This is a genomic window from Leisingera sp. CC-HEC096 (assembly GCF_059429235.1).
On the sequence record NZ_JCAIJS010000001.1, the window covers coordinates 3,459,137 to 3,484,332 of the forward strand.

The 25,196-nt window shown below is 65.0% G+C and carries 21 protein-coding genes; 11 read left to right on the top strand and 10 right to left on the bottom strand.

Annotated features, from left to right (window positions below; translation table 11 throughout):
• Nucleotides 1-11: 11 nt before the first annotated feature.
• From AC5STI_RS16720 to pdxR, 5 genes are all read right to left on the bottom strand, one after another.
• Nucleotides 12-1,043 carry a YeiH family protein gene (locus AC5STI_RS16720; protein ID WP_490398316.1) on the bottom strand — a complete coding sequence of 344 codons (1,032 nt, stop codon included), beginning with the start codon at nt 1,041-1,043 and terminating at the stop codon, nt 12-14.
• Between the two features lie 80 nt (nt 1,044-1,123).
• Nucleotides 1,124-2,134: a phosphate acetyltransferase gene (gene pta, locus AC5STI_RS16725; RefSeq protein ID WP_495447437.1), complete on the bottom strand. Its 1,011-nt coding sequence runs from the start codon at nt 2,132-2,134 to the stop codon at nt 1,124-1,126.
• A gap of 43 nt (nt 2,135-2,177) precedes the next feature.
• Nucleotides 2,178-2,924, bottom strand: coding sequence for a TSUP family transporter (locus AC5STI_RS16730; protein ID WP_495447438.1), 747 nt, complete (start codon nt 2,922-2,924; stop codon nt 2,178-2,180).
• Nucleotides 2,925-2,929: 5 nt separating this feature from the next.
• Nucleotides 2,930-4,705, bottom strand: coding sequence for a sulfoacetaldehyde acetyltransferase (xsc, locus tag AC5STI_RS16735; RefSeq protein WP_495447439.1), 1,776 nt, complete (start codon nt 4,703-4,705; stop codon nt 2,930-2,932).
• A 259-nt stretch (nt 4,706-4,964) separates the two neighbouring features.
• Nucleotides 4,965-6,425, bottom strand: coding sequence for a MocR-like pyridoxine biosynthesis transcription factor PdxR (gene pdxR, locus AC5STI_RS16740; protein ID WP_475049664.1), 1,461 nt, complete (start codon nt 6,423-6,425; stop codon nt 4,965-4,967).
• Between the two features lie 202 nt (nt 6,426-6,627).
• Between pdxR and AC5STI_RS16745 the strand changes: the two genes are divergently transcribed.
• The 3 genes from AC5STI_RS16745 (at nt 6,628) to AC5STI_RS16755 (ending at nt 9,133) form a co-directional block, all read left to right on the top strand.
• Nucleotides 6,628-6,939 (top strand): ArsR/SmtB family transcription factor, encoded by a 312-nt coding sequence (locus AC5STI_RS16745; protein WP_475049665.1) that lies wholly within the window; start codon nt 6,628-6,630, stop codon nt 6,937-6,939.
• Nucleotides 6,932-7,963, top strand: coding sequence for a permease (locus tag AC5STI_RS16750; protein ID WP_495447440.1), 1,032 nt, complete (start codon nt 6,932-6,934; stop codon nt 7,961-7,963). Before AC5STI_RS16745 ends, AC5STI_RS16750 begins: the two co-directional genes overlap by 8 nt.
• Before the next feature lie 414 nt (nt 7,964-8,377).
• A complete protein-coding gene (locus AC5STI_RS16755; protein ID WP_495447441.1) occupies nt 8,378-9,133 on the top strand; it encodes an SDR family oxidoreductase in 756 nt (251 codons plus the stop codon).
• A 73-nt stretch (nt 9,134-9,206) separates the two neighbouring features.
• Here AC5STI_RS16755 and AC5STI_RS16760 read toward each other — a convergent pair whose 3' ends face one another.
• Nucleotides 9,207-10,604 (bottom strand): aminotransferase family protein, encoded by a 1,398-nt coding sequence (locus AC5STI_RS16760; RefSeq protein ID WP_490398322.1) that lies wholly within the window; start codon nt 10,602-10,604, stop codon nt 9,207-9,209.
• Between the two features lie 289 nt (nt 10,605-10,893).
• Between AC5STI_RS16760 and AC5STI_RS16765 the strand changes: the two genes are divergently transcribed.
• Nucleotides 10,894-11,670, top strand: coding sequence for a beta-keto acid cleavage family enzyme (locus AC5STI_RS16765; RefSeq protein ID WP_495447442.1), 777 nt, complete (start codon nt 10,894-10,896; stop codon nt 11,668-11,670).
• 2 nt (nt 11,671-11,672) lie between these two features.
• Nucleotides 11,673-13,001: an aspartate aminotransferase family protein gene (locus AC5STI_RS16770; RefSeq protein WP_495447443.1), complete on the top strand. Its 1,329-nt coding sequence runs from the start codon at nt 11,673-11,675 to the stop codon at nt 12,999-13,001.
• A 144-nt stretch (nt 13,002-13,145) separates the two neighbouring features.
• On the opposite strand, the gene AC5STI_RS16775 is transcribed toward AC5STI_RS16770, so the two are convergent.
• Nucleotides 13,146-13,811 (bottom strand): DsbA family oxidoreductase, encoded by a 666-nt coding sequence (locus AC5STI_RS16775; RefSeq protein WP_495447444.1) that lies wholly within the window; start codon nt 13,809-13,811, stop codon nt 13,146-13,148.
• A gap of 164 nt (nt 13,812-13,975) precedes the next feature.
• On the opposite strand from AC5STI_RS16775, the gene AC5STI_RS16780 reads away from it, so the two are divergent.
• Together AC5STI_RS16780 and AC5STI_RS16785 are read left to right on the top strand one after the other, a co-directional pair.
• Complete coding sequence (locus AC5STI_RS16780) at nt 13,976-15,007, top strand: D-cysteine desulfhydrase family protein (RefSeq protein ID WP_495447445.1); 1,032 nt, start codon at nt 13,976-13,978, stop codon at nt 15,005-15,007.
• Nucleotides 15,004-15,933, top strand: coding sequence for a carbohydrate kinase family protein (locus tag AC5STI_RS16785; RefSeq protein WP_495447446.1), 930 nt, complete (start codon nt 15,004-15,006; stop codon nt 15,931-15,933). The genes AC5STI_RS16780 and AC5STI_RS16785 overlap by 4 nt, the downstream gene beginning before the upstream one ends.
• A gap of 12 nt (nt 15,934-15,945) precedes the next feature.
• Here the strand turns inward: AC5STI_RS16785 and eda are convergent, their stop codons facing one another.
• The 3 genes from eda to zwf are packed head-to-tail and all read right to left on the bottom strand — an operon-like array spanning nt 15,946 to nt 19,905.
• Nucleotides 15,946-16,596 (bottom strand): bifunctional 4-hydroxy-2-oxoglutarate aldolase/2-dehydro-3-deoxy-phosphogluconate aldolase, encoded by a 651-nt coding sequence (eda, locus tag AC5STI_RS16790; protein WP_495447447.1) that lies wholly within the window; start codon nt 16,594-16,596, stop codon nt 15,946-15,948.
• Between the two features lie 3 nt (nt 16,597-16,599).
• Nucleotides 16,600-18,408, bottom strand: a complete 1,809-nt coding sequence (gene edd, locus AC5STI_RS16795) for a phosphogluconate dehydratase (RefSeq protein ID WP_495447448.1) — start codon at nt 18,406-18,408, stop codon at nt 16,600-16,602.
• 48 nt (nt 18,409-18,456) lie between these two features.
• Complete coding sequence (gene zwf, locus AC5STI_RS16800) at nt 18,457-19,905, bottom strand: glucose-6-phosphate dehydrogenase (RefSeq protein ID WP_495447449.1); 1,449 nt, start codon at nt 19,903-19,905, stop codon at nt 18,457-18,459.
• A 382-nt stretch (nt 19,906-20,287) separates the two neighbouring features.
• On the opposite strand from zwf, the gene AC5STI_RS16805 reads away from it, so the two are divergent.
• The 4 genes from AC5STI_RS16805 (at nt 20,288) to AC5STI_RS16820 (ending at nt 25,183) form a co-directional block, all read left to right on the top strand.
• The gene (locus tag AC5STI_RS16805; RefSeq protein WP_495447450.1) at nt 20,288-21,391 is read left to right on the top strand and encodes a CaiB/BaiF CoA transferase family protein; all 1,104 of its coding nucleotides are present in this window, start codon (nt 20,288-20,290) and stop codon (nt 21,389-21,391) included.
• 240 nt (nt 21,392-21,631) lie between these two features.
• On the top strand, nt 21,632-23,617 hold the full coding sequence (locus tag AC5STI_RS16810) for a CocE/NonD family hydrolase (protein WP_495447451.1): 1,986 nt from the start codon (nt 21,632-21,634) through the stop codon (nt 23,615-23,617).
• A 202-nt stretch (nt 23,618-23,819) separates the two neighbouring features.
• Nucleotides 23,820-24,797: a glycosyltransferase family 2 protein gene (locus AC5STI_RS16815; RefSeq protein WP_495447452.1), complete on the top strand. Its 978-nt coding sequence runs from the start codon at nt 23,820-23,822 to the stop codon at nt 24,795-24,797.
• A 2-nt stretch (nt 24,798-24,799) separates the two neighbouring features.
• A complete protein-coding gene (locus tag AC5STI_RS16820; protein ID WP_495447778.1) occupies nt 24,800-25,183 on the top strand; it encodes a GtrA family protein in 384 nt (127 codons plus the stop codon).
• Nucleotides 25,184-25,196: the final 13 nt, after the last annotated feature.

The following is a 25,196-nucleotide window of genomic DNA, read 5'->3' on the forward strand; positions in this document are numbered from 1 at the left end:
GGTCTCCCCGATCAGGTCAACAGCTCAATCCCCGCCAGGATCAGCCCGGCAATGAACAGAGTTTCGACGATGATCAGGGCAATGGCCGCGCCTCCTACGGCCAGGACCTGTTTCAGATTTGTTTTCATTCCCACCGCGGCAATCGCGGTGAGCAGCAGCCAGCGCGAGGCCTGGCTGAGGAATTCGGTAACGGCCGACGGGATCAGCCCAAAGGAGTTGAGCCCGGCCAGCACCAGAAATGCGATCACAAAGCCCGGCAGGATTGGCGGCCGCTTGCCGTCGCTGGGCAGCTCGGCGAAGGAGCGGATCATCAGCGAAGCCGCGAGCACGATGGGGGCGAGCATCGCCACCCTCATCAGCTTGACCAGGGTGGCCGTGTCGCCCGTCTGCTCGGAAATCGAGAAGCCCGCGCCGACCACCTGTGCCACGTCATGGATGGTGCCGCCCAGGAACACACCGGCCTGGATCGAGTTCAGCTCCAGCAGGTTCACCAGGATCGGATAGGCGATCATCGCCACGGTCGACAGCACCGTCACGCCCATCACGGTAAAGATCAGCCGCTCCTCGGAGCGCTCGTCTCGGGGCAGGATGGCACTGATCGCCATCGCAGCCGACGCGCCGCAAATCGCAACGGAGCCCGCGGTCAGAAAGGCAAAGCGCCACTTGTGGCCAAAGAACCGGGCCACGGCGAGGCCGAAGGCGATGGTGGCGATCACGCCGCCAACAACCAGCGCGATCAGGTCCCAGCCAAGCCCCATCATCAGCACCATCGACACCCGCACCCCCAGGAGCGCCACCCCCAGCCGCAGCAGCGAGCGGGCGGAAAAGGCAATGCCGGGCACTGTCTTGCCCTCTTCTCCCAAGAAGCTGACGGCAATCCCCAGCAGCAGCGCCAGCAGCATGGCGGGGGTCGCGTAATGCTCCGCAAGGAACTGCGCAGTGACGGCCACAAGCGCCGAAACCGCCACCCCTGGCAGCAGCTGGCGGAGTTTGTTTTGCAATTCACCCGATTGCAGAGATGTTATCTGTGCCAGAACGGACATGGCGGGAAACTTTCCTGATTGACCCATGGGGTGCACATTCTGGCCTCTGGTCAAGAGTGTGCTGCGCCCGAAGGGTAGATTTACGGGTTCGCCTGCAGAATGGTGACGGCGATAATCTGGGTGACATCCTCGGCGCTGCAGCCGCGGGACAGGTCGTTGGCCGGTTTGGCCAGCCCCTGCAGGACCGGGCCGATTGCGGAATAACCGCCCAGCCGCTGGGTAATCTTGTAGCCGATGTTTCCTGCATCCAGGTTCGGGAAGATCATCACGTTGGCCTGGCCTGCGACGCTGGATCCGGGCGACTTGCGCTCTCCAACCGCGGGCACAAAGGCTGCGTCAAATTGCAGCTCGCCATCTGCCGGCAGGTCAGGATGCGCTTCCCGGAACAGGCTCAGGGCCTCGGTCACCTTGTCCACCGCGGGGTGCTTGGCGCTGCCGGTGGTGGAGAAGCTGAGGAAGGCGAGCTTCGGGTCCACCCGCAGCAGGGCGCGGGCCGATTGAGCGGAGGCGGCGGCTATGGAGACCATCTCGGCGGGGCTGGGGTCAATGACCAGCCCGCAGTCCGAATAGAGCATGGCCCTGGCGCCCTCCGGCGCGCCTTCGGGCGGGTACATCAGGAAGAAGGAGGAGACCATGCCCGCATCCGGCGCCATGCCGATCACCTGAATGGCGCTGCGCACCACGTCTCCGGTGGTATGAACAGCACCGCCGACGGTGCCGGCAGCATGGCCCATTCGCACCAGCATGGCAGCATAGACCAGCGGGGTTTCGGCGGCGGCGCGGGCCTTGGCCGCATCAACGCCCTTGTGTTTGCGAAGCTCAAAATACTCGGCCGCGAAGGCCTCAGTCAGCTCCGAGGTTGCCGGGTCATGGATCGCCACGCCCTCGCCGGCGCTGGCGCCCTCGGCCTGCAGGGCAGCCTCTACCTCAGCCTGCGGACCGATCAGGATCACATCGGCGATACCGGCCCGATGCGCCGCCAGGGCACCCGCAACGACGCGGGGATCGGTGCCTTCGCTCAGCGCGACAACGGGACGTGATGCGGGGGCTTCATTCTGCAGCAGTTCGAGCGGGGACGAGGTCTGGGTCACGGGCGTGCGTCCTGTAACAGCGGTTTCGGGGCAGGGCGGGCGGTCAGAGCGCCAGCCGAGCGATATTGATCAGTGACAGCGCGGTCAGCATCAGCACCACCGCGCGGCGGAACAGCCTTTGGGAGACCGCCTGGAAGCCATGAGACCCGGCCCAGATGCCGAGACCCAGAATGGGAAAGGCCAGCAGGATGCCGGCCAGGGTTTCCGGCCCGACCAGCCCGTTTGCGGCCATAACCGGCAGCGCCATCACGTCGATGCCGGTCAGGAACACGATCATGGTGGCGCGGAACACCGCGGGCGGCACCGGCTGCGCGGTCAGGAAGGCCGCCACCGGCAGGCCGCCAACGCCGGCACTGTTGGCAATGCCTGCAATGGCGCCCACACCCACATTGCCGTTGCGCCCCACCGGGCGCGCCAGCTGCCAGCCGCTCAGCAGAACCAGGCTTAGCACCAGGATCAGGCTGGAGATCGCCAGCCGCGCTTCCTGTTCGCCCAGCCGCGCCATGATCGCGATGGCGGGAACGGTGGCGATGGCAGCCCCGCCCAGCAGGGCTATGGCCCGGTGCCAGTCGATATGCGGGCGGATGCCTTTCGCCTGAAAGACGGTCATGGCGATTTCGCAGGAAAACACCACCGGGATCAGCGGCAGCGGATTGGTGGTCAGCGCCGCCAGGATGATGAAGATCGCGGAGAACCCGAAGCCGGAAAAGCCCCGGATCAGGGCCGCCGCGAACAACGCGGCGGCCAGATAGGCCCCCTGGCCCATTGAGAGGTCAAAGGGCAGGGGCACGGGCGTCAGACCTGCTGTTCGCGCATGTCCGCCTTGTCGATGCCTGCCACGCGGACCGGCTTCTTCATGGCGTCACGGCGGAACGGCTCGCCCAGCTCCTGGTTGATCATCGCTTCGATCAGGGTGGTGGTGCCGTTCTTCTGGTCTTCCACTGCCTGGGCCAGCGCCGAGGTCAGCTCGTCCATGGTGCGGGCAACCACGCCTTTCAGGCCGCAGGCCTGGGCGATGCCGGCATAGGAGACCTGCTGGTCCAGCTCGGTGCCGACGAAGTTGTCATCGAACCACAGGGTGGAGTTCCGCTTTTCCGCGCCCCACTGGTAGTTGCGGAAGACGATCTGGGTCACGGCGGGCCACTCGCCGCGGCCGATCGCGGTCAGCTCGTTCACCGCGATGCCAAAGGCACCGTCGCCGGAGAAGCCCACAACCGGAGTGTCCGGGTTGCCGATCTTGGCGCCGACAACGGCCGGCAGGCCATAACCGCAGGGGCCGAACAGGCCAGGGGCCAGGTATTTGCGGCCTTCCTCGAACGAGGGGTAGGCGTTGCCGATGGCGCAGTTGTTGCCGATGTCAGAGGAGATGATCGCCTCTTTCGGCAGGGCAGCCTGGATTGCGCGCCACGCCATGCGGGGGCTCATCCAGTCCGGCTTGTCGGCACGGGCGCGCTCGTTCCAGGTGGTGCCCGGATCGTCGTCCTCGTGGGTCATCTCGGTCAGCTGCTGGGCCCAGCGGGATTTGGTTTCCGCGATACGGTTCTTGCGCTCGGCACGGCCCTCGTCGCCAGCGGTGTCAGACAGCTGGGCCAGGATGCCCTGCGCAACCTTGGCGGCGTCGCCGATGATGCCGACGGAGACTTTCTTGGTCAGGCCGATACGGTCCGGGTTGATGTCAACCTGGATGATCTTGGCGTTGGCCGGCCAGTACTCCATGCCGTAACCCGGCAGGGTGGAGAACGGGTTCAGGCGGGTGCCAAGACACAGCACCACGTCGGCGTCCTTGATCAGCTCCATGCCGGCCTTGGAGCCGTTGTAGCCCAGCGGGCCTGCAAACAGCGGGTGCGAGCCGGGGAAGGCGTCATTGTGCTGGTAGCCAACGCAGACCGGGGCATCCAGACGCTCGGCCAGATCCTTGGACGCTTCGATGCCGCCCTTGGACAGGACGACGCCGGCACCGTTCAGGATCACCGGGTTCTTCGCCTCAGACAGCAGCTTGGCCGCTTCGGCCACCGCGGTCTCGCCGCCGGAGGGGCGCTCGAACTCGACGATGGCGGGCAGCTCGATGTCGATCACCTGGGTCCACATGTCACGCGGGATGTTCAGCTGCGCCGGCGCCGAGGCGCGCTTGGCGTTCATGATCACCCGGTTCAGAACTTCCGCCACACGGGTCGGGTCGCGCACTTCTTCCTGGTAGCAGACGCAGTCGGCAAACATGCGCATCTGCTCCATCTCCTGGAAGCCGCCCTGGCCGATGGTCTTGTTGGCCGCCTGCGGGGTGACCAGCAGCAGCGGGGTGTGGTTCCAGTAGGCGGTTTTGACGGCGGTGACGAAGTTGGTGATGCCGGGGCCGTTCTGGGCGATCATCATCGACATCTTGCCGGTGGCGCGGGTATAGCCGTCCGCCATCATTCCGCCGGAGCCTTCGTGGGCGCAGTCCCAGAAGGTGATGCCTGCGGCAGGGAAGATGTCCGAAATCGGCATCATTGCGGAGCCGATGATGCCAAACGCGTGCTGGATGCCATGCATCTGCAGCGTTTTGACAAAGGCTTCTTCGGTGGTCATTTTCATGGCGGGGTTCTCCTGAGTGAGACGCGGAATTCCTCCGGGCGCGGAGGCCGGAATTGACTCTGGTTTAGGGGGCGGGGCAGGGCCGGGTTAGGGCCAGTTGACCCGGTGGGATAGGTCCAAATGCCCGCCCATAGAGCCAGTGAACCGGTATTTTCTAATATAGTTCAGCCAGTCACCCGATGGGGAGGCTATTCCCAATGACGTTTAAAAAATGATACTGAGAGTATCATTTTTTCGCGATTTTCCCGAAATGCGGGGGTCAGCCTTGCTTCAGCGCCTGGGCAAGCAGGGCGAGACCGGGTTCGATCCGGGTGGCGGGGATCGAGGAGTAACCAAGCCGGTAGTGGTTTTGCTTGCGGTTCCCGGCGGCAAAGAACGGCGCGCCGGGTTCGATGATCACGCTTTTCTCCTTCAGCCGCTCCGCCACGGCCGAAGTGTCCACCCCGTCAGGTGCGCGCATCCACAGGGCGGAGCCGCCGTAACCGCCGACGCCTGCAATCTCCAGCCCGTGCTTGCGAATGGCGTCCTCGATCACCGCGCGCCGGTCATGCAGCACTTTTGCAGTACGGCGTATCTGCGCATCGTAGTGTCCCAGCGACAGGAAATAGGCGACCGTGCGCTGGACATGGCCAGGCGGATGCCGCAGCACGCTGGCGCGCAACGCCCTTGCCTGACGGATAAACGGCTCCGATCCAACCAGATACCCCAGACGCAGACCCGGAAACAGCGACTTGGAGAAGCTGCCTGCATATATCACACGCCCCTCGGTATCGAGCGATTTCAGCGACGGCGAGGGGGCGCCGAGGAACGACATCTCGAATTCGTAGTCATCCTCGACAATCACCGCGTCGATATCGCCGGCCCGCCGCAGCAGCTCCTTGCGCCGCTCCATCGGCATGGTGAAGGTGGTCGGGCTTTGATGGCTGGGAGTGCAGAAGATCACATCGGTGCCGTCCGGGATCTCCTCCGGCGGCAGCCCGCCTTCGTCCACCGGAATACAGTCCACATGGCAGCGGGTCTGCACCACCTGGTCGCGCAGGGTGTAATAGGCCGGGTCCTCCACTGTGGCCCGGCGGTTGCGGTTCAGCAGCAGCTGGCATGTGATCCACAGCGCGTTCTGAGCACCCAGCGTGATCAGGATTTCCTCCGGCCGCGCGGTGATGCCGCGCCGCGGCAGCGTGTGGCGGGCGATGTATTCGATCAAGAGCGGGTCGTCCTGATCGAAATAGTCATTCGCCAGCGCCGCGAAATCCTTTTGCCCCAGCGCCCTGAGCGCGCACAGCCGCCAGTTGGCGTGGTCGAACAGCGACGCATCCGCCTGCCCGTAGATGAACGGATAGCGGTAGTCGCGCCAGTCCTGCGGTTTTCGCGGCGTGTCGCCGCCGGAAAAGCTGCGCGCCAGCACCTTGTCCCAGTCCATCGCATCGCCGGCTTTCTGCTGCGGCGTGTACGAGGGCGGCACCGGGGCGTTTTCCGACACGAAATACCCCGAGCGCCCGCGTGAAGTGAGGTAATCGTTGGCCAGAAGCTCGGTATAGGCCAGCGTCACGGTGATCCGGCTGATGCCGAGATGCGCCGCCAGCTTGCGCGAGGACGGCAGCTTCTCCCCGACCCGGAACCGGCCGGACAGAATGCCCTCGGCAATCATTTCCTGGATCTGCGCCTGCAGGGTGCCCTGGGCGTCCGGGTTGAGGAAGAAGGTGTCAACGGAAATGGCCATGCGCGCCACCTTAGGGTGGACTTAAACGCGGTGCAATCTGGACTTAGGGCCAGTTTGGAGGAATCTGCGTCTTGCTGTGGCTTCGCAATCTGGTCTGCAATTCTCGGCCGGCAGGTCGTGTTACGGATAATATGAAGCGCTCTTGAATACCGATCAACAAAACCATAAAACTAGTTTAGTCGAATCAATCGGAGCTGACATCATGCAATGGGAAGAAGCCGCACAAGGTTTTGCCGCGATGGGGTCGGAGGCGCGGCTGCAGGTGTTGCGCTGCCTGATCCGGGCGGGCGAGGCCGGGCTGACGGTTGGGGACATCCAGGAGCGCACCGGCATCGCGCCTTCGACCCTGGCGCATCATCTGAAATTCCTTACCGGAGCCGGTGTGGTGGCGCAGGAGCGCGTGGGGCGGTCGACCATCAGCCGCGCCGAATTCTCCCGGCTGGAAGCGTTGGCCGGTTTCATTCTCAGCGAATGCTGCGCAGATGCAGGCAAGAAGGCGGCAAACGATGGTTGAACTGACACAAAACCCCGGCAAGGCAAGAACGCTGGGCAGCTGGCTGAAAACACCCTGGGCGCTGAGCCTTGCCTTGCTGGCAGGCGCAGCGGTTCTTGATCCGGGCAATTTCCGCTCAGTCGTGGAATTCACGCTGTCCGCGCTGGCCAGCACCGCGCGCTACATCCTGTTCGCAGTGCTGCTGCTGGCCTATCTGAAAGCGACGGGGGCCGAGGCGATGGTGGCGCGTGCCTTCGAGGGGCGCGAGACGCGGATGATTTTGCTGGCGGCGCTGTTCGGCGGGCTGGCGCCGTTCTGCTCCTGCGAGGTGATTCCGTTCATTGCCGGCCTCCTGGCGCTTGGCGCGCCGCTGTCGGCGGTGATGGCGTTCTGGCTGTCTTCGCCGCTGATCGACCCGCCGACGCTTTTGATCACCGCGGGTGCGCTGGGCTGGCCCTTTGCAATCGGCAAGGCGGTGGCGGCAGTGGCGCTGGGGCTGTTCGGCGGCTTTGCCATCAAGCTGCTGCGGGGTCATGGGGTTTTTGCCAACCCGCTGCGCAAGCAGCAAAGCACAGGCTGCTGCGGCTGCGGCGGGCCGAAGCCGGACGCCAGGCCGAACTGGCGGTTCTGGACCGAGGCACAGCGCCGGGTGAAGTTCCGCGAAGAGTTTGTGTCCAACGGTCTGTTCCTGCTGAAATGGCTGGCGCTGGCCTATGTGCTGGAATCGCTCCTGGTCCATTATGTTCCGGCTGGGGTGATCGCCGGGCTGGTGGGTGGCGAAGGTGTGCTGCCGATTGCGACCGCGGCGCTGGTCGGGATGCCTGCCTATCTGAACTCCTATGTCGCGCCGCCGCTGCTGGCGGGGCTGATGGAGCAGGGGATGAGCGCAGGTGCCGCCATGGCCTTTATGGTGGCGGGCGCGGTCAGCTCGGTCCCGGCCATGGCTGCGGTCTGGTCGCTGGTCAAGCCCAAGGTCTTCGCGGCCTACCTGGGACTTGGGGTGAGCGGAGCGATCTTGTCTGGCATCCTGTTTCAGCTGATCTGAGAGGTGGCGGCGGAACGGGGCACTCCCGCCCGTCGCGACGCAATCAAAGATTGCCCCGCTCCCGTTGGGCCCAGCGCCGCGCTGACGCGCGGCGCTGTCCGTTTTGCTGAGAAGGGTCTTAGGGGCAAGCTTGCCCCTAAGATGCCAAATCCGTTTTGTCTTGAGGAAGGCGCGCCAAGGATGAGCGGGCTTCCCGGAAATGTTCTCGGGGAACGTTTCGCTCGCGAACAGGCGAAGCCTGCCGCCTGTCGGCGGGGCTTACGGTCCCCTTGACCCGGACCGCCGCCAATTCCCCGCTTTGACCCGTTTCTTGCGGTAAAGGACCCGCCCCAGGCGGGAAGAACAGGAAGCGGGTCGAGCGGCGCCGCGCGCGGCGCTTAGGTCAGAGCCATCCAATCAACGGAGGCTATAACGATGGAACTTCAGAACAAGACACTGATCATAACCGGGGCCAGCAGTGGCATTGGCGCCGCCGCAGCGCTGCTGTTTGCGGCAGAAGGAGCCAATGTGGTTCTGGGGGCCCGGCGGCAGGCTGAACTGGAAACCCTTGCGGGGCAGATCAATCAAAGCGGCGGCCATGCAGCCTTTCTGGCTGGCGATGTCACCAGCGAGGCCTATTCACAGGCGCTGGTGGCGCTTGCCACCGAAAAGTTCGGCGGGCTGGACGGGGCCTTCAACAACGCGGGCATGATGGGCGAAACCGGGCCCGTGGAGCAAATGGACGCTGCCAATTGGAACGCGGTCATTGGGGCCAACCTGACCGGCGCCTTTTATTGTGCCAAAGCGCAAGTTCCGGCCCTGAAAGAGCGGGGCGGCGGATCGCTGGTCTTCACCGGATCCTTTGTCGGAGTCAGCAACGGCGGGATGCCGGGTATGGGGGCTTATGCCGCGTCAAAGGCCGGGCTGACCGGGCTGGTCCAATCGCTCGCCTCTGATCTGGCGGGGGATGGTATCCGGGTCAACACTCTGCTTCCGGGCGGGACCAGGACTGCAATGGCAGGCGACGATCCCGAGATTCACAGCTTTATCGCAGGGCTCCACCCGATGAAACGGATGGCCGCTCCGAAAGAAATAGCGCAGGCGGCGCTGTTCCTGCTGTCGGACCGCGCCAGCTTTGTGACCGGGGCGCCCGTGGCAGTGGACGGCGGGGTTGCCGTGCGTCTGGTCTAAGCCGCGGTGTCCTGAACAAAAAAGCGCCCCGGATTTACCGGGGCGCAGTTTGTTCGTCCAACAGGGAGAGGTGTCAGCCGAAAACTTTGGTCAGGGCCTTGTCGACCGCATCGCAGATCGCGTCGATGTCGTCTGCGGTGGCGATCAGCGCCGGGCTGAAGCACAGGGTGTTGTTGCGGCCCGGCAGCGAGCGGTTGGTGACGCCGATGATCACGCCCTGCGCGCCGCATTCCGCGACCACCTGCTGCGCCAGCTTCTCGTCCACCGGCTCTTTGGTTTCGCGGTCCTGAACCAGCTCGGCGCCCAGGAACAGGCCCTTGCCGCGCACGTCGCCGATCACGGCGTGCTTCTCCTGCAGCGCGCGCAGGTTGTTCAGCATCCGCTCACCCATGGCCACGGTGTTTTCCAGCAGGTTCTCGTCCTCGATGATGCGCATGTTTTCCAGCGCCGCCGCGGGGCCCGCGGTGCAGCCTCCGAAGGTGGAGATGTCGCGGAAGTAGTTCATCGGATCGCCCGCGTCGTCTTTGAACATCTCAAAGACTTCCTCGGTGGTCACCATGCAGGCAATCGCCGCATAGCCGGACGCCACGCCCTTTGCCATGGTCACGAAATCGGGCTTGATGCCGTACTGCTGGTAGCCGAACCATTTGCCGGTGCGCCCGACGCCGCAAACCACTTCGTCGATGTGCAGCAGCACGTCGTGCTTCTTGCAGATCTCCTGCACGCGCTCCCAGTAACCTTCGGGGGCCTCAATGACACCGCCGCCAGCGGTCACCGGCTCCAGGCACAGCGCGCCAACGGTTTCCGGGCCTTCACGCAGGATGACTTCCTCGATGGCGTCGGCAGCGGCAATACCGAACTCGCGTCCCGACAGGTGCTCCAGGCCCAGCTCATGCTTGCGGTATTCCATGCAGTGCGGCACGCGGACAAAGTCCGGCGCGAAGGGACCGTACTGCGCGTTGCGCTCGTCCTGGCCGCCCGCCGACATGGTCGCCAGGGTGGAGCCGTGATAGTCACGGTCGCGGTACAGGATCTTGGTTTTCTTGCCGCCGTATTTCTTGTGGGCGATCTGGCGGATCATCTTGAAGGCCTTCTCGTTGGCCTCCGATCCGGAGTTGGTGTAGTAAACGCGGGTCATGCCCGGCATCTTCTCGATCAGCTTTTCGGCAAACAGCGCGCCGGGAATGGAGCCCGCGGAGTTGGCGAAATAGCAGACCTTCATCAGCTGGTCGTAGACGGCCTTGCAGACGCTTTCGCGGCCATAGCCGACGTTGACAGTCCAGACGCCGCCGGAAACCGCATCCAGGAACTCCTTGCCGTTCTGATCCCAGACGCGCATGCCCTTGCCCTCGACAATGATGCGCGGGTCGGCGCTTTCCAGCGCCTTGTGCTGGAACAGGTGGTGCCACATGTGGGCCTTGTCGGCCTCCACCACGCGGGAGAGATCGTTTTCGTTGAACGTGCCGTCCATGACATGTCCTTTCGGCATTGGAAGTGAATCGGGCTGCCCGGCACCCTACACGGGCTTTAAGGCGTATTATGTACCAGAAACGTCAGTTTCGCGGAATTCGTTAGGGCCAGAGCATGCGCTTGCTTAGGTCCAGAGGCGGCCGGTTGACGTCATGGGCCAGCGGCCCGCCGGTGCGGGTAAGAAAACAAATGTTCTGATATTGCCGCCTTGAGAGCTTCTGTGCTGCTGGTCAAGCTGCGGGCAGCCCGGACGCGAGTCGCTGCGGGTCAGTCGGCAAAGGAGGAAACCGGTGGCGGAATACAGTTTGATGGTGGCGCCCAACGGGGCCCGGCGGGGACGCGGGGATCATCCGCAGCTGCCGGTCACGCCGCAGCAAACGGCGGAGACCGCAGCGGCCTGTTTTGCGGCAGGGGCCCATGCGCTGCACCTGCATGTGCGCGATGATAAGGGGCGGCATTCGCTGGATGCGGGCCGCTACCGCGAAGCAATTGATGCAGTGCGGGAAAGCGCGCCGACGATGGCGGTGCAAATCACCACGGAAAGCGCGGGCCTCTACGATGTGGCAGCCCAATTTGCCTGTCTGAAGGCGCTACGCCCGGCGGCGGCCTCTGTCTCGGTGCGGGAGATGGCACGGGATGCGGGGCTGGCCGCGCGCGTCTATGCCCTGTGCGCCGAAGCAGGCACGCAGGTGCAGCATATCCTGTACGGTCCGGACTGCATCGACCAGCTGCGCACTTGGTACCAGGACGGCACTGTTCCGGGCGCCATGCGCGATGCGATCTTTGTACTGGGTAAGTACAATCCGCCGGTTCTGGCCCGGCCCGAAGGGCTCACCGTGTTCCGGGACGCCGCGGCGGATCTGCGCCTCAACTGGACCGTCTGTGCTTTTGGCCGCCACGAGCAGGCCTGCCTGCTGGCGGCGGTTGCCGCCGGAGGGGATGCGCGAATCGGATTTGAGAATAACATCGAAACACCGGAGGGCGGGCTGCTGGCGGATAACGCAGCCTCGGTTGCCGCCTTCGTTCAGGCCGCAAAGGCCCAGGGCCATACGCTCAAGGAGTGCTGATCATGAGTCATGTCTTTCCCCGCCACACCAAAGCCAGCCTGCCCACCGCTGTTGCCGGTGACGGCTGCTATCTGATCGACGCGGACGGCAAGCGCTATTTCGACGGCTCCGGCGGCGCGGCAGTCTCCTGCCTGGGCCATTCCGACGCCGATGTGATCAAGGCGGTGCAGGAGCAGGTCGGCAAGCTGGCCTTTGCCCATACCGGTTTCCTCACCTCGGAACCGGCGGAGGAACTGGCGGACCTGCTGGTCGCCAACGCGCCGGGCGACATCGACCGGGTCTATTTCGTCTCCGGCGGGTCAGAGGCCACCGAGGCCGCGATCAAGCTCGCCCGCCAGTACCACCTGGAGCGCGGCGAGCCGCAGCGCCGCCATATCATCGCCCGCAAGCAGAGCTACCACGGCAACACCCTCGGTGCGCTGGCGGCAGGCGGCAATGAATGGCGCCGTACCCAATTCGCGCCGCTGCTGATCGACATCTCCCATATCTCGCCCTGCTATGAGTATGTGGGCCGGGCTGAGGGCGAGAGCACCTATGACTACGGCCAGCGGGTGGCGAATGAGCTGGAGGCGGAAATCCTCCGCCTTGGTCCCGAAACCGTGATGGCCTTCATGGCGGAGCCTGTGGTCGGCGCTACATCCGGCGCGGTCCCGGCGGTTGAGGGCTATTTCAAGCGCATCCGCGAGATCTGCGACCAATACGGCGTGCTTCTGATCCTGGACGAGGTGATGTGCGGCATGGGCCGCACCGGGCATCTGTTTGCCTGCGAGGCGGACGGCGTGGCACCCGATATTCTCTGCATCGCCAAGGGCTTGGGCGCCGGCTACCAGCCGATCGGCGCAATGCTCTGCACCCGCCAGATCTATGAGGCGATCGAGCACGGCTCCGGCTTCTTCCAGCACGGCCACACATACATCGGCCACCCGGTGGCGACCGCCGCGGGCCTTGCCGTGGTCAAGGCGATGCTGGAGCGCGGCCTGGTGCAGCGCTGCGCGGAAATGGGAGAGAAGCTGCAGACGGCGCTCGAGGACCGTTTCGGCCAGCATCCCAACGTGGGCGACATCCGCGGCCGCGGGCTGTTTCGCGGGGTGGAGCTGGTCGCGGACCGCGACACCAAGGAACCGTTTGATCCGGCGCTGGGGCTTGCGGGGCGGATCAAGAAGGCAGCCTTCCAGGCCGGGCTGATCTGCTACCCGATGTCGGGCACCCGCGACGGCCAGAACGGCGACCACATCCTGCTGGCACCGCCCTTCATCATCACTGATGAGCAGATCACCGAGGTGGTGGACAAGCTGGAATCCGCCATCACCCAGTGCTTGTCTCAAGGGTAGACCTGACTGGCCTAGTGTCCTTTCGCCTGTCGCGCCAGCGGCAGGCACGCGTCCGCCCGCCCCAAGGCGGGCGCGTTCCGCACCCGCCCGGGCGAACGCTCAGCGTATTGACTTGCACCTAAACGTTTTTCGAAATCCCGGCAGTCAAAACGCTTTTGCTGTCAGACCCAACTGCTCCAGGATGCTGGCGTAATTCTCCACCCCTTGCGCGCCGGTCACCAGGTGGCGGCCATTGAACACCATGGCAGGCACGCCGCGGATGCCTTGCTGCACCCAGAAAGCCTCGCGCTGGCGCACGTTGTCCGCGTGCTTGCCGCTCTCCAGGGCCGCACGCGCACCGGCGCCGTCCAGGCTGAGGCTTTCGGCGGTTGCTACCAGCACCTCCGGATCGGATACATCCTTGCCATCAGTGAAATACGCGCTCAGCAGCGCCTGTTTCATCTCGTGGCCCTTGCCGTGCTCTTCCGCCCATTCGATCAGCTGATGCGCCTGAAAGGTGTTGTAGATCCGCATCCCGTCAAAGAAGCGGAAGGTGAAGCCCAGCGCCTCGCCCAGTTCCGTCAGCTGCGCCCGCACTTGGGCCGACTGCTCCGCCGTGCTGCCGTATTTCGCGGCCAGATGCTCGCGCAGGTCCTCGCCTTCGGGCGCCATGTCCGGGTTCAGCTCAAACGGCTGCCAGTGGATGTCCAGAGCCACCCCGGCGCGGCGGGCGGCAAAGGCCAGCTGGTTGTAGCCGACCGCGCACCAGGGGCAGACCACGTCGGAGATGATATCGACCCGCAGGGCGGGGCTGTGGGCGGTCTCTGTCATGGCGCGTATCCTTGGATTTCCGGTGCTTCGCAGGGACATGGGGGCGCAGCGCCTGAAAAGCAACCGCTGGCCTTCGGGGCCTTGCCCGGTTGCACATACTGCTGCAACGTGGTGCGGCCCAGTCAGGCTGGCGCCGCTGCCCGATCAGAAAGAAAGAGACCGCAATGCCCCGGACCGACACGCTCCTTTCCGCGTTTCCGCGCGCCAAGCTGCTGTCCCAGCCAACACCGCTGGAGCGGCTGGACCGACTGTCGGAGGAGCTGGGACTGGATCTTTGGATCAAGCGCGACGACCTGACCGGCCTCAGCTTTGGCGGCAATAAGACCCGGCAGCTGGAGTTCTACATCGGCGCGGCGCGGGCGGCCGGGGCGGACACCATCCTGATCACCGGCGCGGTGCAGTCGAACTTTGCCCGCACTGCCGCCGCCGCGGCTTCGAAATACGGGATGCAGGCGATACTGCAGCGCGAGGAGCGGGTGCCGGGCATGGACCCGCTTTACTACAGCTCAGGCAATGTCTTCCTGTCGGATATACTGGGCGCAGAGAGCATGAGTTACCCGGAGGGGGAGGATGAAGCCGGCGCGGATGCCGCCTTGGAAGCGCGGGCAGAGGAGCTGCGCGCGGCAGGCCGCACACCTTACATCATTCCCCTCGGCCTCGGCCATCCGCCGCTGGGCGCGCTGGGCTATGTGCAGGGCGGAGCGGAACTGGCGGCGCAGATCGGCGGATTTGATGCCGCCGTGGTGCCCTCGGGCAGCGGGGCCACCCATGGCGGGTTCCTGACCGGTGTGCGCCTGGCCGGCATCACCGCGCCGGTCTTTGGCATCTGCGTGCGCCGCGATGCGCAAGCACAGAAGGCGCGGCTGGAGCAGGTGACCGCAGAGCTGGCCGGGTTGATGAACATCCCGCAGCCATTTCCCGGCGGTGACATCCTTACCTGGGACGGTGCCTTGGCGCCCGGCTATGGCCGCGCAGGACCCGCGACACGCATAGCTTTGCAGCGCATGGCCGCCGCGGAGGGGATCCTGCTGGACCCGGTCTACTCCGCCAAGACTTTTGCCGGGCTGCTTGGTCTGCTGGAGGAGGGCACCATTCGCAAGGGGCAGAAAGTGCTGCTGCTGCACACCGGCGGGCTGCCCGCGCTGTTTGCTTATCAGATCGCGCTCGGTTCCGGCAGCGGCGGGGCTACGCCATGATCCTCTGCTGCGGCGAGGCGCTGATCGATATGATCCCCGGCAAGACCGCTGCGGGGCAGGCGGCATATGTCCCGCATGGCGGCGGCGCGTCGTTCAACACCGCGCTGGCGCTGGGGCGGCTCGGGGTGCGTGCGGGGCTGTTCACCGGACTGTCCTCGGATGTGTTCGGGCAGCAGTTGGCAGCAAGGCTGGCGGAGGCCGGGGTGGAAACCTCCCTTGCGGTGACCAGCCCGCGGCCCTGCACCCTGGCCTTTGTCCATCTGACGGATGGGGACGCCAGCTACAGTTTCTATGATACTGGTTCCGCCGGGTCCTCACTCACGCCGGAGGACCTGCCGGAGGTGCCGGACAGCGTGGAAGCGCTGCTGCTTGGCGGCATCAGCCTGTGCAACCCGCCAGCGGCGGAGGCTTACTTGGCTCTGGCGCAGCGCGAAGCAGGCCGCCGGCCCGTGATACTGGACCCGAATGTGCGCGCCGGATTTGCCAAGGATGAGGCGGCTTATCGCGTGCGGCTGGAGAAATTTGTCGCGCTGGCGGATATCGTGAAGGTTTCGGAAGAGGATCTTTCCTGGCTTTGTCCCCGCGGGGACACGGGCACGAAACTGGGAAGCCTCTTCGCGGCTGGACCCAAACTGGTGCTGCTGACCCTCGGCGCACGGGGGGCTGAGGCCCATCTGCTGGACGGACGGATTGTGACGGCAGATGCCGTGCCCGTCGCGGTCGCTGATACGGTCGGCGCAGGGGATACCTTCAATGCGGGCTTTCTGGCCAAGGCGCAGGAGCGGGGCCTGCTGAGGGCCGCGGCGTCAGGCGAAATTACCCCGGAGGATCTATGGGCTTGCCTGCAATTCGCCGTGAGGGCGGCGGCGGTCTCGGTTTCGCGTGCCGGAGCAAATCCGCCCTGGCGAGCGGAAATACCAGGATGATTTTGCGGTAGCTTAACCTTTGCCGAGCTGGCTGGCGTCGCGCGCCAGCGCCTCGATGGCGTTCCAGTTGCCGGCCTTGACCAGATCCGTGGGGGCCACCCAGCTTCCGCCGGCGCAGACCACGTTGGGCAGGCTCAGGTAGGTTTCGGCATTGGCGGGGCTGACGCCGCCGGTGGGGCAGAAGGAGATCTGCGGCAGCGGCGCGCCAATGGCTTTCAGCGCCGGGGCACCGCCGGAGGCCTCGGCCGGAAAGAACTTGAGCATGCCATAGCCGCGGGCCAGCAGGCGCATCGCCTCGGTCGCCGTGGCGGCGCCGGGCAAGAGCGGCAGGCCGATGGATTCACAGGCGTCCAGCAGGTCATCCGTGGCGCCGGGCGAGACGCCGAACTGGGCGCCGGCCTCCTTGGCGGCCTCGGCGTCCTTGGGGGTGATGAGGGTTCCGGCCCCCACCACACCGCCCTTCACCTGCGCCATCTCGCGGATCACGTCCAGCGCGGCGCCGGTGCGCAGGGTGACTTCCAGTGCAGGCAGGCCACCGGCCACCAGCGCCTCGGCCAAGGGGCGGGCGTGGGCCGCGTCCTCTACCACCAGCACCGGCATCACCGGTGCCAGGGCGCAAATTTCGCAGGTGCGCAGACTGGCGTCCTGAGGGGTTATCCGCATGAGTTATACTCCAAAAACGCTGGCGCCTTCGTCGGCCGAAGCAACCGAGCGGCGGAACAGGGAAAACAGCTCACGGCCGGTGCCGTGCTGATAGGCGCTGAGATCGGCGGTGGCGGGCTCGCGCTCCAGCGCGCCTTCGGTGAGGACTTCCAGCGTGCCTTTCACCGCATCCAGCCGCACCAGGTCGCCGTTCTGGATCCGGGAGATAGGCCCGCCGTCCAGGGCTTCGGGCACCACGTGGATCGCTGCCGGCACTTTGCCGGATGCGCCGGACATCCGTCCGTCGGTGACCAGCGCCACCTTCTGGCCGCGGCCCTGCATGATGCCGAGGAAGGGGGTGAGGCTGTGCAGTTCGGGCATGCCGTTGGCCTTGGGGCCCTGAAAGCGCACCACCACGATCACGTCGCCGGTCAGCTCGCCCGCCTTGAAGGCGGCCTTGGCCTCCTCCTGGTCGTGGAAGACGCGGGCAGGAGCTTCGACTATGTGGTGTTCTTTCGCCACTGCCGAGACCTTTATCACGGCGGTGCCCAGGTTGCCGGTCAGCCGCTTCAGGCCGCCGGTCTTCTGGAACGGCGCCTCTGCCGGGCGCAGCACCGCGTCATTCAGGCTTTGCCCCGGGCCGGGGCGGAAGGTGAGGCCGTCCTCCGACAGGAAGGGTTCCTGCGTGTAATGCTCAAGCCCTTCGCCCGCCACGGTCCTTGTGTCGGGGTGCAGGAGGCCGGTTTTCAGCAGTTCACCGATCATGTAGCCGAGGCCGCCAGCCGCGTGGAAATGGTTCACGTCGGCCAGCCCGTTGGGATAGACCCGGGCCAGGAGCGGCACCACGTCGGAGAGGTCTGCAAAGTCCTGCCAGTCCAGCAGGATGCCGCCCGCCCGCGCCATGGCGATCAGGTGGATCAGCAGGTTGGTCGAGCCGCCGGTGGCCATCAGGCCGACAATGCCGTTGGCATAGGCTTTCTCGTCCAGCACGTCGCAGACCGGCGTGTAGTTGTTTCCCAGCGCGCTGAGCGACAGGGCGCGCTTGGCGCCCTCCACCGTCAGCGCCTCGCGCAGGGGGGTGCCGGGGTTCACGAAGGACGACCCGGGCAGGTGCAGGCCCATGAATTCCATCAGCATCTGGTTGGTGTTGGCGGTGCCGTAGAAAGTGCAGGTGCCCGGGCCGTGGTAGGCGGCCATCTCGGCCTTCAGCAGTTCCTCGCGGCTGATCTCGCCAGCAGCGAATCTCTGGCGGATATGGGCCTTTTCGTCATTGGCTAGGCCGCTGGTCATCGGGCCTGCCGGCAGGAACACTGCCGGGATATGGCCAAAGGCCTGCGCCCCGATCACCAGTCCAGGCACGATCTTGTCGCAGACGCCAAGGTAGACGGCGGCGTCAAAGACGTTGTGGCTCATCGCGACGCCCGTGGCCATGGCGATGGTATCGCGGGAAAACAGGCTCAGCTCCATACCGGCCTCGCCCTGGGTGACCCCGTCGCACATCGCGGGCACGCCGCCAGCCACCTGCGCGGTGCCGCCGGCCTTGCGGACCGCATCGCGGATCAGCGCGGGGTAGGTTTCAAACGGCTGATGCGCCGACAGCATGTCGTTATAGGCAGAGACTATGCCGAGGTGGCCCTTGGAGGCTTCGGCCAGTGTCTGCTGGTCCGGCCCGGTGGCCGCATAGGCATGGGCCTGGCCGGAGCAGGACAGATGCGCCCGCGCAGGCCCTTTGCCGCTGGCCGCGCGCATCCGTTCCAGATAGGCCGCGCGGGTGGTCTCGCTGCGGGCGATGATGCGGTCGGTGACGGCGGCCAGTGTGGAATTCAAGCTCATGGGGTGCCTTTGTAGCAAACTGCGGGGGCAAGGGGGAGGGCGGCTGTCTTAGGCTCCGATACTGCGCCAGCGGCGGCCGTCGCGGTGGATCAGCAGGAGTGAGTCGTCGGGCCCGGCGCTGCCGCTGTCGTAGGGCTGCGGGGCTTCTCCGGTGTCTTCCCAGCCGGCGATGATCGGGTCGGCCCAGGCCCAGGCGGCCTCGACCTCGTCGCCGCGCATGAACAGGGTCTGGTTGCCGCGGATCACATCCATGATCAGCCGTTCATAGGCGTCCTGCGGGCGGCCCGACTCCGGCAGCTCATCGGCGAAGGTCATGTCCAGGTTGGCGCCAGTGAGGCGCATGCCGCCAGGGCCGGGGTCCTTGATGGTGGTTTTAAGCGTGATGCCCTCGTCTGGCTGCAGGCGGATCACCAGCACGTTGCCGTGCACCGGGCCGGAGCCTTCGAAGATGTTGTGCGGCGGGTCGCGGAAATAGACCGCGATCTCGCTCACCCGGTCACGCAGGCATTTCCCGGTGCGCAGGTAGAACGGTGTGCCGGCCCAGCGCCAGTTCGCCACTTCGACCTTGAGCGCGATATAGCTTTCGGTACGGCTGGCGGGGTTGCCCGCGTGATCGCGGTAGCCCTGTCCGCTTTTGCCCCGGTACTGGCCGCGGGCGATGCTGGATTGCGCCACCGGGCGCAAGGCCTCGATCACCTTGACCTTCTCGTCCCGAACCGCATTGGGCGCGAAATGGGCCGGCGGCTCCATCGCGGTCAGGCACAGAAGCTGCATAAGGTGGTTTTGCACCATGTCCCGCATGGCGCCGGACTTGTCGTAATATTCCTCGCGCCCCTCGATGCCGATGCTTTCGGCGACGGTGATCTGCACATGGTCGATATGGGAGGAGTTCCACAACGGCTCGAACAGCGAGTTGGCAAAACGCAGCGCCATCAGGTTCTGCACCGTCTCTTTGCCCAGGTAATGGTCAATCCGGTAGATCTGGCGTTCTTCGAAATGCTCCCGCAGCGCCGCGTTCAGCGCCTGGGCCGACGCCAGGTCATGGCCGAAGGGCTTTTCCAGAACGATGCGGCTGTCGGGCGTGGCGATGCCGGTTTCGCTGAGGCGGCGGGCAATATCGGTGAACAGGCCAGGCCCCACCGATAGATAGAAGGCGCGGGCCGCATCGTCGCGCAGTTTCCCGTGAATCACATCCCATCCGCTCTCACCGCGGGCGTCCACCGCGGCATAGTCCAACAACGCGGTGAATCCGGCGATTTCCTCGGCCGTGGTTTCCACATCCTGGCCGAATTCGCGGATGGCGTCTGCTGTCTGGCTGCGGAACTCTTCCGCGGTCAGCTCGCTGCGCGAGCTGCCGATGATCCGGCATTCCGTGTTGAACTGGCCGATCTGGAACCGGTGGAACAGCGCCGGAAGGATCTTGCGGCGGGCCAGGTCGCCGGTCGCGCCAAACAGCACGAGGTCAAAGGGCTGGACGGGGATGACGCGGGAAACCATTGATTTTACATCGCTGTTCCATTGAGGGCCGAAGGCCGGGCCATTGTGCCGCCTGGGGCGGGGCAATTCAATTGCCTCTGCTGGCACAGGGCCGGTTAAAGTTGAGTTATCGCTAACATATAGTCCTGCGGCATTCCATCAGGAATTTGCCGGCTGAAACTGGCTCTGGATACGCAGTCTGACCTGCGCGGAGATGTCTGGATGCCGTGACAATGGAAATCCCGTTTCCCGGCGCGGGAAACGGCTCGGAAAACAAGTGTTTTCCGGTTTGCAGCCTGAGGGGCGTTTTCGCCGGGCCGGGATTTGATCAAATCTTGCAGGAGGGCAGTGCAGCGGCTAAGCATGCTAGCAAAGACGACGGCGACAACAGGGAGGAGTGCCCATGACCCCGCTTGCAGGCCTCAAGGTGGTTGAACTTGCCCGCATCCTGGCCGGGCCCTGGATCGGCCAGTCGCTGGCGGATCTGGGCGCCGATGTGGTGAAGGTGGAAAGCCCGGATGGTGACGATACCCGTAAGTGGGGGCCTCCGTTCATCGAGCGCGAAGGTGACAAAACGGCCGCTTATTACTATGCCGCCAACCGTGGCAAGGACTGCGTGACCGCCGACTTCCGCACTGAAGAGGGCAAGCAGGCAGTCCTTGAGCTGATCAAGGATGCCGACATCCTGATCGAGAACTTCAAGGTCGGCGGGCTGAAGAAATACGGGCTGGATTATGAGAGCCTCAGCAAGGTCAATCCGCGGTTGATCTACTGCTCTGTGACCGGATTTGGCCAGGATGGGCCTTATGCCAAGCGGGCGGGGTATGACTTTTTGCTGCAGGGCATGTCGGGGCTGATGTCGATCACCGGTGCGCAGGACGGCCAGCCGCAGAAGGTCGGTGTGGCGATAACCGATATTGTCACCGGCCTGTACGGCACCATCGGCATTCTGGCGGCGGTGGAGCAGCGCCACAGGACGGGGCGCGGCCAGCATCTGGACATGTCACTGCTGGATTGCGCAACGGCCCTGCTGGCAAACCAGGCGATGAACTATCTGGCGACCGGCGACAGCCCCACCCGCCTGGGCAATGACCACCCGAATATTGCGCCCTATCAGGTAATGGCGGTGAAGGATGGCCATGTGATTCTGGCGGTGGGCAATGACGGGCAGTTTCAGCGGCTGTGCGATGTGCTGGGGCTGGCGGAGGCCAAGGCGGATGACCGCTTTCAGACCAACCAGTTGCGGGTCGCCAACCGCAGGGCGCTGACGGCGATCCTGGAGGAGGTGCTGGCGGCGTGGGCACAAGCGGACCTGCTGGCAGCGCTGGAAGCGGCGACAGTTCCGGCTGGGCCGATCAACACCATTGGCCAGGCGTTTGAGGATCCGCAGATAAAGCACCGGGAGATGCAGATCGCGCCGGAGGGCGTGCCGGGGGTCCGGGGCCCGTGGAAGTTCTCGGACGCCGAACTGGCGCTGGAAAAGTCGGCGCCGAAACTGCCGGAATAACCGCGCTGCTGCCATCTGCGGCGGTACTCCGTCTCCGCCTTGCGGTGCTATGTGGGTGCGGCTGGGGCGGGCAAGGGAACGCCGGCAAACGCGTGGAATGCTCGGGCTCGCCGTGGCGATTTGCGCCGATCCCGCGTCAGTTCGCTTACATCCGCGCATAAACGCACCCTTTTCTTCGGCAGGTGATCTGGTGAATTTGCTGAGTGCGGCCGTAGCCAAAACAACCACAGGAACATACTTATGCCCGGCGCTTACAGCATTATTGAGAACACCTGGATCCCTCTGCCGGACGGCCGCAGGCTGTCGGCGCGGATGTGGATGCCGAAGGGCGCGGGGCCGCATCCCGCGATCCTGGAATACCTCCCGTACCGCAAGCGTGACGGCACCGCGCCCCGGGATGAGACCACACATCCGGTTTTTGCTGCCGAAGGTTATGCAAGCATCCGCGTGGACATAGCGGGCACGGGTGACAGCGAGGGGGTGTTCGACGACGAATACTCCGAACAGGAACTGAGCGACGGTGAGGCGGTGCTGGCCTGGATCGCCGCGCAGCCCTGGTGTGACGGCAACATCGGCATGATCGGCATCAGCTGGGGCGGGTTCAACGGGCTGCAGCTGGCGTTCCGCCGGCCTGAGGCGTTGAAGGCGGTGGTGTCCGTGGCCTCGACCGTCGACCGCTATGCTGACGATATTCATTACATGGGCGGCTGCCTGCTGAGCGACAACGCAAACTGGGGCAGCCAGATGTTTGCCTATCAGTCGCGCCCTGCAGACCCGGAGCACCGGGCGGACTGGCGCGAGGACTGGATCAAGCGGATCGAGGAGATGCCCTTCATGGCTGCCGATTGGCTGCGGCGCCAGACCCGGGGGGACTTCTGGAAACACGGCTCGGTCTGCGAGGACTGGTCTGCGATCCAGGCGCCGGTGCTGGCGATCACCGGCTGGGCGGACGCCTATGTGAACGCACCGCCCGCGCTGGCGGCCAATCTGACGGTGCCCGCCAAGGCGATGATCGGACCGTGGGAGCACCGCTATGCCCATATCGCCAAGCTGAATCCGGCGGATTTTCACGGCGAGGTGCTGCGCTGGTTCGGCCAATGGCTGAAGGGCGAGGAGACCGGCGCCAAAGACTTGCCGGACTACCGCGTCTTTATGCAGGAGCATTTTAACCCCGCCATGCAGAACAAACCGCGCCAGGGCCGCTGGGTGGCGGAGGCTGAGTGGCCCTCGCCCAATGTGCAGGACCGGGTGATGCACCTGGGGCAGGGTGTGCTGGCGGAGACACCGGGTCAAGGTGCCATAGCAGTCAGCAATCCGGCGACGGTCGGGCAGGCGTCCGGCTATTTCTGCCCGGGGATGCGGTTTGACAATGAGCTGGCCGGGGACCAGGCGGTTGACGATGCGCTGTCGGCCTGTTTCGACACCGCGCCGCTGACGGAGCCGCTGGAACTGCTGGGCAGGCCGCGGCTCAAGGTGGCCTTCAGCACCGACAAGCCGGTGGCGCAGCTGGTGGCGCGGCTGTGCGATGTGTCGCCTGAAGGCGTGTCGCAGCGGATCACCTTCCGGCCGCTGAACCTGACGTGCCGCAATGGGTTTGAGGCGCCGGAGAACCTTGTGCCGGGGGAGCGCTATGAGGCGGAGATCGAGCTGAACGAATGCGCGCACCGCCTGAAACCGGGGCACGTGCTGCGGCTGGCGCTGTCGGCGTCATACTGGCCGGTTGTCTGGCCTGCGCCTGAGGCGGCGGAAGTCACCCTGCATTTGGAAGGCTGCGCGCTGGTGCTGCCGGAGCGGCGGGTTGCTGAAGAGATTGCCCCGCAGAACCCTGGCGCGCCGCGCGACTACCCGGTGCTGCAGGCCGAGCAGTTGCGCCCCGCGGGCGGCACATCGAAAACCTGGACCCGCGAGGATGGTGCGCTGGTGCTGGATACCTTTGATGACTACGGCAAGGCTGTGGACCCCTATCACGGCATGTGCGCGGGCAGCCATGTGACGATGCACTATGAGGTGCATCCGGATGATCCGGCCACGGCAACCTTTGCCAGCGACTGGACCTTCGAGTTCGAGCGCGGCGGCTGGCAGGTCGCGATTGAGACCGGGAACAAAGTGACCTGCGACCGGGAGAATTTCTATCTCTGGCGCAAGGTGACCGCCTACGAGGGCGCGGACAGGGAGGTTGTCCTGACCAAGGAGTGGCAGGAAACGATTCCCCGCGGCGTGCTGTAGACCGGGGCGGGATGCGGGCGGATTTTCGGCAATTCGTCCGCATTTGCCTTGGTTTCGCCATAGTGCGTTACCCAAAGCACACAGGCCCTTAACCATTTAATTGCAAATTCAGCTCTCATCGGGCTGCCGTTGCCCTTCCTGCACCGGATCGGTCAGTATCGTGGTTAACGAGCGGTTAACAAACAGATTTGAGGGCGAGAAAGTGCAGCTTTCCGTTGTTGTGCCCTGCTACAACGAAGAAGAGTCGGTCCCCCTTCTGGTGGAGCGGCTGGTGCAGGCCATTGAACCATGGGCGCAGGACGCCGAGATCATCCTGGCGGATGACGGCTCCAGCGACGGCACCTGGGCGGCGATCGAGGCGGCCCATGCCAGGCACCCGGTGGTGCGGGGGATACGGCTGTCTGCCAACCGCGGCCACCAGGTGGCGCTGACAGCCGGTCTTGAGGCCGCGCGCGGCGACCGCGTTTTCATGCTGGACGCCGACCTGCAGGACCCTCCGGAAATCCTGCCCGACTTGATGATGATGATGGACCGCGGCTATGACGTGGTCTATGGGCGCCGGGCCGAACGGCAGGGGGAGACCCTGTTCAAGAAGGCAACCGCCTATCTGTTCTACCGTTTCCTGAACACGCTGTCGGATGTGGACATCCCCAAGGACACTGGCGATTTCCGCCTGGTCAGCCGCCGCGCGCTGGATGCGGTGCTGGCGATGCCGGAGCGCGCACGCTTCATCCGCGGCATGTTCGCCTGGGCGGGCTTCAAGCAGATCGGTCTGGAATACGTCCGGGATGCCCGGGTTGCCGGCGTTACAAAATACCCGTTCCGGGCAATGCTGCGCTTTGCCACGGATGCGCTGACCGGCTTTTCCACCAAACCGCTGAAAATGGCGACGCGGCTGGCGTTCCTGAGCCTTTATGTGACCTTCCTGATGGCGGTCTATGTGTTCCTGTCGCTGATCCTCTACAACACTGCCCCCGGCTGGGCGTCGATGCTGCTGGCGATTTCCTTCTTCTCAGGGATCCAACTGCTGACGCTGGGGATCATGGGAGAGTACATCGGGCGGCTTTATATGGAGAGCAAACAGCGCCCCATGTATTTCCTGTCAGAGGAAACCGGCGAGAGCGCGCCTGCGGAGGCGGCGAATGCCGAGCCCGCACCGCTGCGCAAGGAAGCGTCGTGAGCATGGGAGGCGCGGGGCAAATCCTGCGCTTTTCTGTCGTCGGCGCCACGGTCGCGGGCCTGTATGTGCTGGGCTATCCCGCACTGCTGGCCGCAGGGATGGCGCAGGCGCCTGCCAATGCGCTGGCCTTTGCGGCTGCGGTAGCGGTGCAATACGTGCTGCAAACCTGGTGGACCTTCCGCCGCCCGCTGGGCCTGCCTGACCAGATGGCGCGCTTTACCTGCGCCATTGCCGCGGGTTTTGCCGTCTCGGCGCTGATCACCGGTGTGATAGGCCCGGCCTTGGGCTGGGCGGACTGGCTGTCCGCCGCCGCCGTCACGGTAATCCTGCCGGTTCAGAATTTCATCATTTTCCGCCTCTGGGTGTATGCCGCGGCTGGCGAGTAAAGTTCGGAGCAAT

Coding starts and splice junctions, on each gene's coding strand:
- AC5STI_RS16720 (WP_490398316.1), bottom strand. CDS start 1,043: ATGTCCGTTCTGGCACAGATAACATCTCTGCAATCGGGTGAATTGCAA.
- xsc (WP_495447439.1), bottom strand. CDS start 4,705: ATGAAAATGACCACCGAAGAAGCCTTTGTCAAAACGCTGCAGATGCAT.
- pdxR (WP_475049664.1), bottom strand. CDS start 6,425: ATGGCCATTTCCGTTGACACCTTCTTCCTCAACCCGGACGCCCAGGGC.
- AC5STI_RS16745 (WP_475049665.1), top strand. CDS start 6,628: ATGCAATGGGAAGAAGCCGCACAAGGTTTTGCCGCGATGGGGTCGGAG.
- AC5STI_RS16750 (WP_495447440.1), top strand. CDS start 6,932: ATGGTTGAACTGACACAAAACCCCGGCAAGGCAAGAACGCTGGGCAGC.
- AC5STI_RS16755 (WP_495447441.1), top strand. CDS start 8,378: ATGGAACTTCAGAACAAGACACTGATCATAACCGGGGCCAGCAGTGGC.
- AC5STI_RS16760 (WP_490398322.1), bottom strand. CDS start 10,604: ATGGACGGCACGTTCAACGAAAACGATCTCTCCCGCGTGGTGGAGGCC.
- AC5STI_RS16770 (WP_495447443.1), top strand. CDS start 11,673: ATGAGTCATGTCTTTCCCCGCCACACCAAAGCCAGCCTGCCCACCGCT.
- AC5STI_RS16775 (WP_495447444.1), bottom strand. CDS start 13,811: ATGACAGAGACCGCCCACAGCCCCGCCCTGCGGGTCGATATCATCTCC.
- AC5STI_RS16780 (WP_495447445.1), top strand. CDS start 13,976: ATGCCCCGGACCGACACGCTCCTTTCCGCGTTTCCGCGCGCCAAGCTG.
- AC5STI_RS16785 (WP_495447446.1), top strand. CDS start 15,004: ATGATCCTCTGCTGCGGCGAGGCGCTGATCGATATGATCCCCGGCAAG.
- eda (WP_495447447.1), bottom strand. CDS start 16,596: ATGCGGATAACCCCTCAGGACGCCAGTCTGCGCACCTGCGAAATTTGC.
- edd (WP_495447448.1), bottom strand. CDS start 18,408: ATGAGCTTGAATTCCACACTGGCCGCCGTCACCGACCGCATCATCGCC.
- zwf (WP_495447449.1), bottom strand. CDS start 19,905: ATGGTTTCCCGCGTCATCCCCGTCCAGCCCTTTGACCTCGTGCTGTTT.
- AC5STI_RS16805 (WP_495447450.1), top strand. CDS start 20,288: ATGACCCCGCTTGCAGGCCTCAAGGTGGTTGAACTTGCCCGCATCCTG.
- AC5STI_RS16810 (WP_495447451.1), top strand. CDS start 21,632: ATGCCCGGCGCTTACAGCATTATTGAGAACACCTGGATCCCTCTGCCG.
- AC5STI_RS16820 (WP_495447778.1), top strand. CDS start 24,800: ATGGGAGGCGCGGGGCAAATCCTGCGCTTTTCTGTCGTCGGCGCCACG.